Origin of the sequence: Streptomyces beihaiensis (assembly GCF_026274175.1) — a bacterium.
In the GTDB taxonomy this organism is placed as follows: Bacteria; Actinomycetota; Actinomycetes; order Streptomycetales; family Streptomycetaceae; genus Streptomyces; species Streptomyces beihaiensis.
In genome coordinates this window covers 14,734-28,697 of record NZ_JAPHNL010000310.1, presented here as the reverse complement: position 1 = coordinate 28,697, position 13,964 = coordinate 14,734, and the positions used below count along the sequence as shown (strand labels likewise).

Genomic DNA, 13,964 nt, shown 5'->3' with positions numbered 1-13,964 from the left:
CGAAACATGGAGGATCCTACAGGAATGAGCCCCTGCGGGAACCGGCCGAACGGCCGATACCCTGAATGCGTGACGTTCCCTGTAGTCGGCATGGTCGGCGGTGGACAGCTCGCTCGTATGACACACGAGGCGGGCATCCCGCTCGGCATCAGATTCAAGCTCCTCAGTGACACCCCGCAGGATTCAGCTGCGCAGGTCGTCGGCGATGTCGTCGTCGGCGACTACCGCGACCTGGACACGCTGCGCGCCTTCGCGCACGGCTGCGACGTGATCACCTTCGACCACGAACACGTACCCACCGAGCACCTGCGGGCGCTGGAGGCGGACGGCCTCCCCGTCCGGCCGGGCCCCGACGCGCTCGTGCACGCCCAGGACAAGGGCGTCATGCGTGAGAAGCTCACCGCGATCGGCGTGCCGTGTCCGCGCCACCGCATCGTGAGCGACCCGGCCGACGTGGCCGCCTTCGCGGCGGAGGGCGCGCGTCCTGGCCAGGGGGCGGCCGAGGGTGACGGCACGGGCGAGGACGACGGCTTCCCCGTCATCCTCAAGACCGTCCGCGGCGGCTACGACGGCAAGGGCGTCTGGTTCGTACGCTCCGAGGCCGAAGCCGCCGAGCCGTTCAAGGCGGGCGTCCCCGTCCTCGCCGAGGAGAAGGTCGACTTCGTACGGGAACTGGCGGCCAACGTCGTCCGCTCCCCGCACGGCCAGGCCGTCGCCTACCCGGTCGTCGAGTCCCGCCAGGTCGACGGCGTCTGCGACACCGTGATCGCCCCCGCGCCGGACCTCGACGAGGAGCTCGCGGGCCAGGCCCAGGAGCTGGCGCTGCGCGTCGCCGACGAGCTCGGCGTGGTCGGCCACCTCGCGGTCGAGCTCTTCGAGACCCGCGACGCCGACGGCACGCCCAAGGTCCTCGTCAACGAACTGGCGATGCGCCCGCACAACTCGGGCCACTGGACCCAGGACGGCGCCGTCACCAGCCAGTTCGCCAACCACGTACGGGCCGTGCTCGACCTGCCGCTCGGCGACCCGCGCCCCCGCGCGCCCTGGACGGCCATGGTCAACGTCCTGGGCGGCGACTATCCGGACATGTACAGCGCGTACCTGCACTGCATGGCCCGCGACCCGCAGCTGAAGATCCACATGTACGGCAAGGACGTGAAGCCCGGACGTAAGGTCGGACACGTCAACACCTACGGTGATGACCTGGACGACGTGCTGGAACGCGCGCGTCACGCAGCCGGATACCTGAGAGGGACCATCGTCGAATGAGCAGCTCCAGCCCCGTGCACCCTGTCGTCGGCATCGTCATGGGGTCGGACTCCGACTGGCCCGTCATGGAGGCCGCCGCCAAGGCCCTTGACGAGTTCGAGGTCCCCTACGAGGTCGACGTCGTCTCCGCGCACCGCATGCCGCACGAGATGATCTCGTACGGCGAGCACGCCGCCGACCGCGGCCTGAAGGCGATCATCGCGGGCGCGGGCGGCGCGGCGCACCTGCCGGGCATGCTGGCCTCGGTCACCCCGCTCCCGGTCATCGGCGTCCCGGTCCCGCTGAAGTACCTCGACGGGATGGACAGCCTCCTGTCGATCGTGCAGATGCCGGCGGGCGTGCCGGTCGCGACCGTGTCGGTGGGCGGCGCCCGCAACGCGGGACTGCTCGCCGCGCGCATGCTGGCCGCACACGACGAGGAACTCCTCGGCCGCATGCGGGAGTTCCAGCAGGAGCTGAACGACCAGGCCACGGAGAAGGGCAAGCGGCTGCGGTCGAAGGTCGAGGGCGCGGGAGCCGGCTTCGGCTTCGGCTCGACCGCCGGGAAGTGACGGCGATGACATCGTCCTTGGAGCGGGCGCGGGAACTGCTGCGCGAGTTCCCGGTCGTCGACGGGCACAACGACCTTCCGTGGGCGCTGCGCGAACAGGTCACGTACGACATCGACGCGCGCGACATCGCCACCGACCAGAGCGCCCACCTCCACACGGACCTGGGCCGGTTGCGGTCCGGAGGCGTGGGGGCGCAGTTCTGGTCGGTGTACGTGCGCACGGACCTGACGGGCGACGCGGCGGTCAGCGCCACGCTCGAACAGATCGACTGCGTCGACCAGTTGATCGCGCGGTACCCGAAGGACCTGCGGGAGGCCCTGACGGCGGCGGACATGGAGGCGGCACGTTCGGAGGGCCGGATCGCGTCGCTCAAGGGCGCCGAGGGCGGCCACTCCATCAACAACTCCCTCGCCACGCTCCGCGCGTTGTACGCGCTGGGCGTCCGCTACATGACCCTCACCCACAACGACAACATCGCGTGGGCGGACTCGGCGACGGACGAGCCGGGCGTCGGCGGACTCTCGGCGTTCGGCCGCGAGGTGGTGCGGGAGATGAACCGCGAGGGCATGCTCGTGGACCTCTCGCACGTGGCGGCGACGACGATGCGCGCGGCGCTCGACGTCACCGAGGCCCCGGTGATCTTCTCCCACTCCTCGGCACGGGCGGTCTGCGACCACCCCCGCAACATCCCGGACGACGTACTGGAGCGCCTCCCGGCCAACGGGGGAGTGGCCATGGCGACGTTCGTACCGAAGTTCGTGCTCCAGGCGGCGGTCGACTGGACGGCGGCCGCGGACGACAACCTGCGCGCGCACGGCTTCCACCACCTGGACACGTCCCCCGAGGCGATGAAGCTGCACCGCGCCTTCGAGGCGGCCCACCCGAGGCCGATCGCGACGGCGGCGACGGTGGCGGACCACCTGGACCACATGCGGGACGTGGCCGGCATCGACCACATCGGCATCGGCGGCGACTACGACGGCACGGCGTTCACGCCGGACGGCCTCGACGACGTCTCCGGCTACCCGAACCTCGTCGCCGAACTGCTCGACCGGGGCTGGTCCACGGCCGACCTGGCGAAGCTGACGTGGGGCAACGCGGTACGGGTCCTGGGCGACGCGGAAGCGGTCGCGCGGGACGTCCGGACCCGGCGCGGCCCCTCCAACGCGACCCTGGCGGCGCTGGACGGGTAGCGGGGGACCGGCTGGTGAGGCGGATAGATGGACGAATGGACGGATAGGCGGATAGGCGGGGTCGGGCGGGCTACCTCGTTCGCCCGTTCGCCCGTTCGCTCCGCCCACCCCTTCGCTCCGCCCACCCGTTCGCCCCGCTCACCGAGAACCCCGGGTGCAGCCGTGTCACGGTGGACCGATGTCATGTTCCACCGACGCCGGAGCCCCGCCATGGCCGACCTGCAGGACACACTGAACGCACCTGCCGAGGCGGGTGAGCTCGACCGGCCAGTCCCGACCGGTGAGCCCACCGACCCCCACCCCGACGAGCCCGACCCCACCGAGCCCGACCCCACCGAGCCCGACCCCGCCCAGGGCGAACACACCCGGTCGGACGCCCACGATCCGGCGCCTGATGCCGAGCCGGGCGCCGACACGGCCCGCGCCCTGCTCGCGGAACACCCCGTGGCCGACGGCTACAGCGGCCTCTCCACCGCGCTGCTCACCCTCCCCTGGTACGACCTGGAACTGGGCGAGAGCACCGCCGAGACCGACCTGCCGCGCCTGCGCACCGGAGCCGTGGGCGCGCTGTTCTGCGCGCTGCGCACCGACCCCGCCGGCGCCCCGGCCACCGACCCGGTCACCGCCGCCCTGGAGCAGATCGACCTGATCAACCACCTCGTGGCCCACTATCCGGAAGGTCTGCGCTCCGCACGCTCCGCCTCCGAGACGACCGCCGCCCACGCCCACGGCAGAGCCGCGGTCCTGATCGGCCCCGCCCCGGCCGCCGTGATGGCCGACTCGCTCGGCACACTGCGCGCCCTGCACACGCTCGGCCTGCGCGTCCTCACACTCGGCCGCACGTCATGGGCGACCGACGAGGGCCTGACCCGGTTCGGCGAAGAGGTCGTACGGGAGATGAACCGGCTCGGCATGCTCGCCGACCTCACCGGCGCCCCCCGGGCCGCGGCCGCCCGCGCCATCGCCATGTCCCAGGCCCCCGTGGTGTTCACGCACTCCGGCGCCCGCGCCCTGACCGGCCACCCCGACAACGTCCCCGACGACGTCCTGCACGCCCTCGGCGAGAGCGGCGGCCTGTGCATGGTGCCCTGCTCGGCCGCGCACACGGGCCCGCGGCTGCGTGACGTCGCCGACCACCTGGACCACGTACGGCGACTGGCGGGCCCCGAGTCGGTGGGCATCTCCGGCACGTACGACACGGGAATCGCGCACCCCGAAGGTCTCGCGGACATCTCCGGTTACCCGGCGCTGATCGCCGAACTGCTCGACCGGGGTTGGCCGGAGCCCGACATCACCCTGCTCACGTGGGGGAACGTCCAACGGGTGCTGCGCAAGGCGGAGTTCACGGCCCGCGCCGCCCAACGCCGCCGAGGCCCGTCGACGGCCAAACCGGACGACAAGCCGTAGACGGCGGCCGGTCCGGGGCGGCCCACCAGGGGCGAGGTCACACGCCACTCAAGCGGAAGCCGACTCAAGCGGAAGTCCACTCAAGCCGTACGCGTACGCCGCACGAGCACGCCGCACGAGCACGCCGCACGCGCACGCCGCACGCGCACGCCGCACGCGTACGCCACCCGCGTACGACTACGCCCCGGGCCGCCCCATGGCCCGATACGTCCACCCGGCCTTCCGCCACAGCGCCGCGTCCAGCGCGTTACGCCCGTCAAGCACCACGCGCGCCGCCGCGACCTCCCCCAGCGCCGACGGGTCCAGCTCCCGGAACTCCCGCCACTCCGTCAGATGCAGCACGACATCGGCCCCGCGCACCGCGTCGAGCGCCGACTCCGCGTACCCGAGCGTGGGGAACAGCCGCCGCGCGTTCGCCATGCCCTTCGGGTCGTACACGGTCACCTGGCCGCCCTGCAGATGGATCTGCCCGGCGACGTTCAGCGCGGGGGAGTCCCGTACGTCGTCGGAGTCCGGCTTGAACGCGGCGCCGAGCACCGCCACCCGCTTTCCCAGGAACGCCCCGCCGCCCAGCGCCTCGCGCGCCATCTCGACCATCTGGCCGCGGCGCCGCATGTTGATGGAGTCGATCTCCCGCAGGAACGTCAGCGCCTGGTCCGCGCCCAGCTCACCGGCGCGCGCCATGAACGCCCGGATGTCCTTGGGCAGACACCCACCACCGAACCCGATCCCGGCCCGCAGGAACTTGTGCCCGATCCGGTCGTCGTACCCGATGGCCTCGGCGAGCTTGGCGACATCCCCGCCGGCGGCCTCACACACCTCGGCCATGGCGTTGATGAAGGAGATCTTGGTCGCGAGGAACGAATTGGCCGCGGTCTTGACCAGCTCGGCCGTCGGATAGTCGGTCACGACGAACGGCGTGCCTTCCCCGAGCGGCTTCGCGTACACCTCCCGCAGCAGCTGCTCGGCGCGCTCGCTGCCGACACCGACGACGATCCGGTCGGGGTGCAGCGTGTCCTTGACGGCGAAGCCCTCCCGCAGGAACTCCGGATTCCACGCCAGCTCGGCCCCCTCGGGCAGCATCGCGGCGAGCCGCTCGGCCGACCCGACCGGCACGGTCGACTTCCCGACGACCAGGTCGCCCGCCTTGAGATGCGGTGCGAGGGCCCCGAACGCCGCATCGACGTACGACATGTCACACGCGTACTCACCGTGCTTCTGCGGAGTGTTGACGCACACGAAATGCACATCGCCGAAGGCACCGGCCTCGGCCCAGTCCATGGTGAACCGCAGCCGCCCGCTCGACCCTTCCGCCCCCTCGACGTGCCGCCCCAGCAGCTCCTCGAGACCGGGCTCGTACATGGGCACCTCACCCCGCCGGAGCATGTCGATCTTCTCCGGCACGACATCCAGGCCGAGCACCTCGAAGCCGAGTTCGGCCATGGCCGCGGCGTGCGTGGCGCCGAGGTATCCGGTACCGATCACGGTGATCTTGAGGGCCATTGCGGGGCTCCAGAAATCGCGGGTGTGTACGGGGGCGCGCCCGAGCATAGCCGGGCACGGAAGGGCCGCTCGGCCGGGCGTGGCGAGGCCGCTCACCGGGCACGATTCACGCTGTCGCGTAGCTCACGTATCCGTACGGCGGCGACGCGACCTAAACTCCGTTTACCCCTTCAGTTACTTAACGGTAATTAGCGTCTTTGGAGCGTGAGACACCTTGGCCGGATCGACTTCCAACCCGGAGTTCGACCTGTACCGCCCGTCCGAGGAGCACGACCTGCTCCGCGAGACGGTCCGCGCGCTGGCCGAGGCGAAGATCGCCCCACACGCCGCGGCGGTGGACGAGGAGGCCCGTTTCCCGCAGGAGGCCCTCGACGCGCTGGTCGCGGCCGACCTGGCGGCCGTGCACGTGCCCGAGGCGTACGGCGGCGCGGGCGCCGACGCGCTCGCCACGGTCATCGTGATCGAGGAGGTGGCACGCGCCTGCGTGTCCTCGTCCCTCATCCCCGCGGTGAACAAGCTCGGCTCCCTCCCGGTCATCCTCTCCGGCTCGGAGGAGCTGAAGAAGAAGTACCTGGCGCCGCTCGCCAAGGGCGAGGCGATGTTCTCGTACTGCCTGAGCGAGCCGGACGCGGGCTCGGACGCGGCGGGTATGAAGACGAAGGCCGTACGGGACGGCGACCACTGGATCCTCAACGGTGTGAAGCGCTGGATCACCAACGCGGGCGTCTCCGAGTACTACACGGTCATGGCGGTCACCGACCCGACGAAGCGCTCGAAGGGCATCTCGGCGTTCGTGGTCGAGAAGTCGGACGAGGGCGTCTCCTTCGGCGCCCCGGAGAAGAAGCTCGGCATCAAGGGCTCCCCGACCCGTGAGGTCTACTTCGACAACGTCCGCATCCCCGCCGACCGCATGATCGGCGAGGAGGGCACGGGCTTCGCCACAGCGATGAAGACCCTGGACCACACCCGCATCACGATCGCCGCCCAGGCGCTCGGCGTCGCCCAGGGCGCCCTCGACTACGCCAAGGGCTACGTCAAGGAGCGCAAGCAGTTCGGCAAGCCGATCTTCGACTTCCAGGGCATCCAGTTCATGCTCGCGGACATGGCCATGAAGATCGAGGCGGCCCGCCAGCTCACGTACGCGGCGGCGGCCAAGTCCGAGCGCGTCGCCGCCGGAGGTGGAGAAGGTGACCTCACCTTCCAGGGCGCGGCGGCCAAGTGCTTCGCCTCGGACGTCGCGATGGAGGTCACGACGGACGCGGTCCAGCTGCTCGGCGGTTACGGCTACACCCGTGACTATCCGGTGGAGCGGATGATGCGCGATGCGAAAATCACGCAGATCTACGAAGGAACGAACCAGGTCCAGCGCATCGTCATGGCCCGCAACCTGCCGTAACGGCAGGGCTGCCGGCCAACCGGTCGCACGCCCCGTCGCCCTCCGAGGGCGTCGGGGCGTCTGCGTATTCCGGCCATCGCCACCGCCTACCCGACCAGCTCGAACCAGGTGACTTTGCCGCCCAGCTTGACCGGCTGGCGGGTCTGACCGGTATGGACACGGTGGAACTGGGAATCGTCCCGTTCGCGGCGCCGCTGAAGGTGCCCGCCGCGAACGGATTCTGGGTCCTCGACGAGCGTCTCGTCATCGCTGAGGACTGGCACGCCGAAATATGGCTGGATGACACTGACAGCGTGGCCACCTATACGAAGGTGTGGGCCACGCTGCGGGAGTCGGCGGTGTACGGCGCTGACGCTCAGAACGTCATCACGCGGGCGCAACGGTCCATTCGACCCGACTCACCTCGTACGTGAGCTTGCCGTACCGGCTACTCGCAGAATCGGCCGAGGAACCGGCGCGGAGAGATCGCCGACCCCGTGGCGGCGTTCGCCGACGTCGGCCGGGCGCTGCGCCCCGGCGGGCGCCTGGCCTTCGTCTGTCCGGCCGATGCCGCGCTCAACGAATGGGTTGCGGCGATGGCGTCACTGCGCGATTTCCTGCCGGCTGGCGACTTCGGGCGGCCGGGGCTGCCCGGCATGTTCTCCCTGGCGGTCCCGGAGCGCGTTCGCGAGGTTCTCGGCGCGGCCGGGTTCACCGGTGTCGCCGTCGAGCAGGTACAGAGGTACGGGGCGTGGGGGAAGGGGGGCCGAGGACGCGGCGGAGTTTCTGCTGGGGTCCGGCCCCGGCCGTCACCTGATGGGGCAGGCCGGCGCGACCGCGCGGGCTCGCGCCCGCGGCGCCCTCACGGAACATCTGCGCGACCACGAGGCGGCGGACGGCACGGTGCGGCTGCGCAGCACGGCGTGGCTGGTCACAGCGGACCGCCCGGCCTACCAGGTGAGCGGGGCCCAGGTCCTGTCCGAGAGGCGATGCGGCCGCCTCACCCCGCCACCGCGCCCACCCCGTCCTCACCCTCCGGCTCCACGTCTCCGTCGCCGTCCTCCCGAGCCGCCCGTGTCAGCCGCTGCACCGCGTCCTGCATGTGGTCGTCGAGGAGGGCGAGGAGGCGGGGCTCGTCGGCGGCTCGTAGGGCTTCGATCAGGGCCGCGTGTTCCGCGACCAGGGAGTCCGGGTCCGAGTGGATGTCCGTCAGGGCCGACAGGCACATCCGGGTCTCCACGAACAGCGTTTCCGCGATGCGGCGCAGGCGGGGGCTGCCCGACTCCTCGACCAGGGTCTGGTGCAGCTCCATGTCCGCCGCGCTCAGTGCGGTGAGGTTGCCGCGGCGGGCCGCCGACGCCATCGTGCGGTGGATCTTGGCCAGGCGGTCCGCGGTGCGCTGCGGGTCGCCCCGCAGGACCAGCTTGCAGGCGGCGGACTCCATCGCCGTCCGGGTGAAGTAGATGTCCCGGATGTCGTCCTCGTCGAGTTGCGTGACGAAGACGCCGCGGTGCGGGGCGCTGACCGCGATGCCCTGCTGCACCAGGCGTTGCAGGGCCTCGCGCAGCGGTCCGCGGCTCACGCCCAGCTGTCCGGCCAGTTCGGCCTCGCCGAGCTGGGTGCCGGGGGCGAGGACGCCCGTCATGATCGCCTCGGTGAGCTGTGCGGCGATGATCGTCGCCGCGGGCTCCCGCTTGACCGGTCGCAGGGGTTTCGCAGAGGCCATATTCAGTTTCTTTTCCTCGGTGTCGGTGCGGCCGGATCCGTCTTACGGGGCCGCGGGGGTCGTCGGATCAGACGTGCGGAAGGACGAGCGGAAGAGCGTGCCCAGGCCGTCCCGGGGTGCCGTGTCGCCGGCCAGGCGCAGGCCCTCCCAGGCGGTGACCTGGTTCGCGGTGAGGACGGGCTTGCCCACGGCCTCTTCGAGGTCGTCGAGCCAGGCGGCACTGTGCAGCGCGGTGTCGGGGAGCAGGACCGCTTCGGCGTCCGGGTGGTCGTTGCTCCGTGCCAGGTCGAGCACCTGCGCGCGGCCCAGGGTACCCACCTCGGCCGCCGTGATGATCCCCTGCCCCGAGACCTGGACGACCTGCGATCCGTGGTGCTCCAGGAAGCGTACGAAGTAGCCCGCCACGTCGTCCGGGTAGGTCGCCGCGATGGCCAGGCGGCGCACGCCCAGCGCCCGCGTCGCGTGGGCGAAGGCGAAGGAGGTGGACGACACGCGGCCTGCCGGCAGGCCCGCGGCCTGCGCGAGCTCCTCCACCTGGCGGCGGGCGCCCTGCGGGCCGTAGATGAAGCTGGCGCTCGTGCACGCCCAGACGATCGCGTCCTGCTCCTCGCGCAGCAGCTCGCCCAGGGCCGCCTTGAGGCGGTGGGTCGCGCCCATCTCGAGAAGCTCGTCCACGCGGTGGGCGTCCGTGCCGATGTCCGTGTGGACCAGGGTGAGCCGGGCGCCGCCGCCGAGCATCCGTTCCAGGCGCGGGTAGTCGTCCTCGGCGGAGTGGCCGGGGTAGAGGAAGCCGACTCGGGCCGTCGCCGTGTCGCTCATACGTACGTCGTCCTTTCGTGCGGGCAGTCTACGGGGCGGGAGCCCGGACGTGCAGATTGTCGACAGTCAACCATGCCCCGGCGGCGCGCGCGGGCCGGGGCGGAAGGTGCGGGAGAGGGCGAGAGGTGCGGTGCGGCGGTCAGTTGAGGTCGGCTCCGGTGCCCGTCGTGGGCGGCGGCGCCGGGTCCTCGGGGGCGGTCTGGGCCGCCGGTGGCGGGGGAGCGGCCGGGTCGGCCGGTGTGGGCGGGACCGTCTCGGCGGGCGCGGGCGCGGGCGCGGAAGGCGGCGCGGGCGTGGGGGCGGGCGCGGGCGCCGGTGGCGAGGGTGACGGCGCGCGGTAGGTCGTCGTCCGGTGTCTGTACGGGTCGAGTCCCGCGCGGGCCGACGGGTCCACCAGCGCCTGGTAGTCACCGGTCGGGCGGGCGCCCGCGTGGCGCAGCGCCGACCACATGGTGACCTGGTTGGCGGAGATCACCGGAATCCGCAGCTCTGCCTCCAGCTGGGGGATCACGTCGTACGTGGCGAGGTTGGTGCAGCTGATGAACAGGCAGTCCGCGTGCCGCAGGTCGGCGGACCTCGCCAGGTCGACGACGCTGCGGTAGTCGACCTTCCAGATCTCTCCGGTGAGGCCCATGTACTCGCGCCCGACGACCTCCACGTCCGCCTCGGCGAGGAAGTCGGCCAGGGCGTCGGTCAGCGACCGGGTGTAGGGGGTGATCACGGCCACCCTGCGCGCGCCCAGCTCGCCCAGCGCGTCGAGCAGGGCGCCGGACGTGGTGACCGTGGGCATGCCGCGGCCCGCGCCGCTCATGGCGGCGCACATGGCGCTCTCGTGGACCGTGCCGCCGACGAAACTGCCGGACGTGCACGCGTACGCGAAGGCCACCGGGCGTACCGCGTCGAGGGCGGTGACGGCGTGGCGGAGGGTCTCGTACTCGCTGATGAGGCGGGCCATGTCCACGCTCACCTCGACGGGCACGTACGGCGTGCGGGTCAGGTGGAGGGAGATCTCGCCCGGACTCCAGCGCCACAGTTCGCGGTCGAGCGCGAAGTCGAACGGGGCGACGACCCCGATGCCGCGTTGCGGTACCGGTCCGCCGAAGGTCGTGATGTCCAATGCAGGGCCCCTTCGTGACTGCACGCGTACGGGCCGCGGTCCGGTGTCGCCGGTTCCGTACGCCTGGTGTGGACGGGTTGAGCGGTGGTGCTGGATGCGGGGGTGCGCGATGCGGTTGTGCGGTTGTGTCGGCGGGGCGGGGAGCCGGTCGCCGTGCCCCTGTGTAAGGGGTTTGCCCGGCCGGGCTCCGGGTAGACGTGATGGCCTGTAGATTGTTGACAACGTAAAGATCTGCTGCTTAGCGTGTCAATCCCTGTTTGGTAAGGGGTGTACGTCCATTCCGGAAAACCCCGGTTTCCTCCCATGGTCCGTCTTCGTCCCCTCTCTCGCACACCCTGCGAGCGAATCGCTCGATTCCCGGTCACATCCCCCCGATCACTCGGAGGCCGCCGCAGTGACGAAGCCCCGAAGCCGACGCGTCCCGCGGGTCCTTGTCCTGGCCGACCGGCGCCCGGACGGCCTCGACGAGGTCGCCGCCCACGCCGACCTCGTCTGCGTTCCCGAGGCGCGGCTCGCCGCCGAGCTGCCGGCCGCGGACGCGCTCCTGGTCTGGGAGTTCGGCACCGAGGCGCTGCCCGCGGCCTGGCCAGGGGGAGGCGGCGGGCCGCGCTGGGTGCACACCGCGAGCGCGGGTGTCGACCGGCTGATGTTCCCGGCGCTGCGCGACTCCGACACGCTGGTCACCAACTCGCGCGGCGTCTTCGAGCAGCCCATCGCCGAGTGGGTCGCCGGGCAGGTCATCGCCCTCGCCAAGGACTTCGCGGGGACGTACGAGCGCCAGCGCGGCCGCGTCTGGCAGCACCGGGTGACCGAGCGGGTGGCGGACACGTACGCGGTCGTACTGGGCGGGGGGCCGATCGGCCGGGCGGTCGTACGCACCCTGCGCGCGCTCGGACTGCGGGTCGATCTCGTCGGGCGCTCGCGGCGCGACGGCGACCCGGAGGTCGGCACGGTGCACGCCTTCGGCGAGTTCGGCGAACTCCTCGCCCGGGCCGACTGGGTGGTGTGCGCGGCGCCGCTGACCGCCGAGACCGAGGACCTCTTCGACGCGGCCGCGTTCGCCCGGATGAAGCGCGGCGCCCGGTTCGTCAACGTGGGGCGCGGCCCGATGGTCGTCGAGAAGGACCTGCTCGCCGCGCTCGAACACGGGCGGCTCGCGGGAGCCGCGCTCGACGTGTTCCGGCAGGAGCCGCTGCCCGCCGACAGTCCGCTGTGGGACGCGCCGAACCTGCTCGTGTCGCCGCACATGTCGGCCGACACCGTCAGCTGGCTCGACGATCTCGCCGCGGTCTTCGCCGACAACTTCGCGCGCTGGCGGACCGGCCGCCCGCTGCGCAACGTGGTGGACAAGAAGCTGGGTTACGTACCGGTCGCGGCCGCCGAGCCGAGCGCGCCGACCGCACCCGAGGAAGGTGCCTGATGACGACACAGCCGACGCAGCCGCAACAGCCCTCCCGGCCCCCGCGGCCGCAACAGCCTTCCCGGCCCGCGCAGCCGGCTCCCGCCCGTACCACCCCCGTCTCGTCCGCCGGCGAGCCGTACGCCATGACGGCCACCGAGCTCCTCGCCGCCTACGAGCGCGGGGAGCTGTCGCCCGTGCAGGCCACCGAGTCGGTGCTCGACCGGATCGAGGCGGCGGACGGGCCGCTGAACGCCTTCTGCCTCGTCGACCGTGACACCGCGCTCGCGCAGGCCCGCGCCAGTGAGGAACGGCGCCGCCGCGGCGAGCCGCTCGGGCTGCTCGACGGGGTGCCCGCCTCCATCAAGGACCTGCTGCTCACCAAGGGCTGGCCGACGCTGCGCGGCTCGCTGAGCGTCGCGGCCGACCGCGAGTGGGGTGAGGACGCGCCGTGCGTGGCCCGGATGCGGGAGCAGGGCGCGGTGCTCGTCGGTAAGACGACGACACCGGAGTTCGGCTGGAAGGGCGTCACCGACAACCCGCTGACCGGCGTCACCCGCAACCCCTGGGACCCGGCCACCACGTCCGGCGGCTCGTCGGGCGGCAGCGCGGCCGCCGTGGCCGCCGGGATGGCGCCGCTCTCGGTCGGCACCGACGGCGGCGGCTCGGTCCGCATCCCCGCCGCCTTCTGCGGCGTCTTCGGCCTCAAGCCCACGTACGGGCGTATCCCGCTCTACCCGGCCAGCCCCTTCGGCACCCTCGCGCACGCCGGGCCGATGACCCGGACGGTGGAGGACGCGGCGCTGCTCATGGACGTCCTCACCCGGCCCGACCCCCGCGACTGGTCGGCCCTCGAACCGCCGGCCGGCAGCTACCGCGCCGCCGTCGCCGACGCGCTCACCGCCGGGGCGCTCGGCGGGCTCCGCATCGCGTACGCCCCGACCCTCGGCGGCGCCCCGGTCGACCCGGAGGTGGCCGAACGGGTGCGCGCCGTGGCCGGGTTGCTGGCGGGCCTCGGCGCGGACGTGGAGGAGGGCGGCAAGGCGGACCCCGGCCTCACCGACCCCGTCGCGGCGTACCACACGCTGTGGTTCGCGGGTGCGGCCCGCGTCGTCGAGCACCTCACGCCCGAGCAGTTCGCCCGGCTCGACCCCGGACTCCAGGACGTCTGCCGCCAGGGCGCGGAGATGACGGCGCTCGACTACCTCGGCGCGGTCGACGAGCGGATGGCGCTCGGCGTCCACATGGGCCGTTTCCACGAGACGTACGACCTGCTGCTCACGCCCACGCTGCCGATCCCCGCGTTCGAGGCGGGCGTCGAGGTGCCGCCGGGCGGGCCGCACACCCGGTGGACCGGCTGGACCCCGTTCACGTACCCGTTCAACCTCACCCAGCAGCCCGCCGCCACGGTGCCCTGCGGCACGACCGCCGCGGGCCTGCCGGTGGGCGCGCAGCTCGTCGCCGCGCGGCACCGGGACGCGCTGGTGCTGCGCGCCTCGGCGGTGCTGCACGAGTCGCTGCGGGAGGCGGGTGTGGTGGACACGGGTGTGGTGGACGCGGGCGTGGTGGGGGCCGGGCCGGTGGGTTGAGCCTGGTGGGCTGAGC

The 13,964-nt window shown here is 72.3% G+C and carries 11 protein-coding genes and 2 pseudogenes; 9 read left to right on the top strand and 4 right to left on the bottom strand.

Going from position 1 to position 13,964, the window contains the following annotated elements:
• Nucleotides 1-24 precede the first annotated feature (24 nt).
• From OFY01_RS27275 to OFY01_RS27260, 4 genes are all read left to right on the top strand, one after another.
• A complete protein-coding gene (locus OFY01_RS27275) occupies nt 25-1,269 on the top strand; it encodes a 5-(carboxyamino)imidazole ribonucleotide synthase (protein ID WP_266604290.1) in 1,245 nt (414 codons plus the stop codon).
• Nucleotides 1,266-1,820 carry a 5-(carboxyamino)imidazole ribonucleotide mutase gene (purE, locus tag OFY01_RS27270; RefSeq protein WP_266604288.1) on the top strand — a complete coding sequence of 185 codons (555 nt, stop codon included), beginning with the start codon at nt 1,266-1,268 and terminating at the stop codon, nt 1,818-1,820. The genes OFY01_RS27275 and purE overlap by 4 nt, the downstream gene beginning before the upstream one ends.
• 5 nt (nt 1,821-1,825) lie before the next feature.
• Nucleotides 1,826-3,013, top strand: coding sequence for a dipeptidase (locus OFY01_RS27265; protein ID WP_266604287.1), 1,188 nt, complete (start codon nt 1,826-1,828; stop codon nt 3,011-3,013).
• 210 nt (nt 3,014-3,223) lie between these two features.
• Nucleotides 3,224-4,420: a dipeptidase gene (locus OFY01_RS27260; protein WP_266604286.1), complete on the top strand. Its 1,197-nt coding sequence runs from the start codon at nt 3,224-3,226 to the stop codon at nt 4,418-4,420.
• Between the two features lie 177 nt (nt 4,421-4,597).
• Here OFY01_RS27260 and OFY01_RS27255 read toward each other — a convergent pair whose 3' ends face one another.
• A complete protein-coding gene (locus OFY01_RS27255) occupies nt 4,598-5,923 on the bottom strand; it encodes a UDP-glucose dehydrogenase family protein (protein WP_266604284.1) in 1,326 nt (441 codons plus the stop codon).
• A gap of 214 nt (nt 5,924-6,137) precedes the next feature.
• Between OFY01_RS27255 and OFY01_RS27250 the strand changes: the two genes are divergently transcribed.
• From OFY01_RS27250 to OFY01_RS27240, 3 genes and pseudogenes are all read left to right on the top strand, one after another.
• Entirely contained in the window at nt 6,138-7,319 is a 1,182-nt protein-coding gene (locus OFY01_RS27250; RefSeq protein ID WP_266604282.1) for an acyl-CoA dehydrogenase family protein, read from the top strand.
• A gap of 104 nt (nt 7,320-7,423) precedes the next feature.
• Nucleotides 7,424-7,732, top strand: a pseudogene (locus OFY01_RS27245) (Scr1 family TA system antitoxin-like transcriptional regulator); the annotation flags it as partial.
• Nucleotides 7,733-7,786: 54 nt separating this feature from the next.
• Nucleotides 7,787-8,249 (top strand): annotated as a pseudogene (locus tag OFY01_RS27240) (class I SAM-dependent methyltransferase); the annotation flags it as partial.
• A 49-nt stretch (nt 8,250-8,298) separates the two neighbouring features.
• Here the strand turns inward: OFY01_RS27240 and OFY01_RS27235 are convergent.
• From OFY01_RS27235 to OFY01_RS27225, 3 genes are all read right to left on the bottom strand, one after another.
• The gene (locus OFY01_RS27235) at nt 8,299-9,024 is read right to left on the bottom strand and encodes a GntR family transcriptional regulator (protein ID WP_266604281.1); all 726 of its coding nucleotides are present in this window, start codon (nt 9,022-9,024) and stop codon (nt 8,299-8,301) included.
• 42 nt (nt 9,025-9,066) lie between these two features.
• Complete coding sequence (locus OFY01_RS27230; protein ID WP_266604280.1) at nt 9,067-9,843, bottom strand: maleate cis-trans isomerase family protein; 777 nt, start codon at nt 9,841-9,843, stop codon at nt 9,067-9,069.
• 139 nt (nt 9,844-9,982) lie between these two features.
• Nucleotides 9,983-10,960, bottom strand: a complete 978-nt coding sequence (locus OFY01_RS27225; protein ID WP_266604278.1) for a maleate cis-trans isomerase family protein — start codon at nt 10,958-10,960, stop codon at nt 9,983-9,985.
• A gap of 394 nt (nt 10,961-11,354) precedes the next feature.
• On the opposite strand from OFY01_RS27225, the gene OFY01_RS27220 reads away from it, so the two are divergent.
• Both OFY01_RS27220 and OFY01_RS27215 read left to right on the top strand, forming a co-directional pair.
• Nucleotides 11,355-12,380 carry a D-2-hydroxyacid dehydrogenase gene (locus OFY01_RS27220; protein WP_266604276.1) on the top strand — a complete coding sequence of 342 codons (1,026 nt, stop codon included), beginning with the start codon at nt 11,355-11,357 and terminating at the stop codon, nt 12,378-12,380.
• On the top strand, nt 12,380-13,948 hold the full coding sequence (locus tag OFY01_RS27215) for an amidase (RefSeq protein WP_407700434.1): 1,569 nt from the start codon (nt 12,380-12,382) through the stop codon (nt 13,946-13,948). Before OFY01_RS27220 ends, OFY01_RS27215 begins: the two co-directional genes overlap by 1 nt.
• The last annotated feature ends 16 nt before the right edge of the window (nt 13,949-13,964 follow it).

What these genes read in the sequence shown, in the direction of transcription:
- OFY01_RS27230 (WP_266604280.1), bottom strand. Translation starts at nt 9,843, where the DNA reads ATGAGCGACACGGCGACGGCCCGAGTCGGCTTCCTCTACCCCGGCCAC.
- OFY01_RS27215 (WP_407700434.1), top strand. Translation starts at nt 12,380, where the DNA reads ATGACGACACAGCCGACGCAGCCGCAACAGCCCTCCCGGCCCCCGCGG.
- OFY01_RS27255 (WP_266604284.1), bottom strand. Translation starts at nt 5,923, where the DNA reads ATGGCCCTCAAGATCACCGTGATCGGTACCGGATACCTCGGCGCCACG.
- OFY01_RS27235 (WP_266604281.1), bottom strand. Translation starts at nt 9,024, where the DNA reads ATGGCCTCTGCGAAACCCCTGCGACCGGTCAAGCGGGAGCCCGCGGCG.
- OFY01_RS27275 (WP_266604290.1), top strand. Translation starts at nt 25, where the DNA reads ATGAGCCCCTGCGGGAACCGGCCGAACGGCCGATACCCTGAATGCGTG.
- OFY01_RS27265 (WP_266604287.1), top strand. Translation starts at nt 1,826, where the DNA reads ATGACATCGTCCTTGGAGCGGGCGCGGGAACTGCTGCGCGAGTTCCCG.
- OFY01_RS27260 (WP_266604286.1), top strand. Translation starts at nt 3,224, where the DNA reads ATGGCCGACCTGCAGGACACACTGAACGCACCTGCCGAGGCGGGTGAG.
- purE (WP_266604288.1), top strand. Translation starts at nt 1,266, where the DNA reads ATGAGCAGCTCCAGCCCCGTGCACCCTGTCGTCGGCATCGTCATGGGG.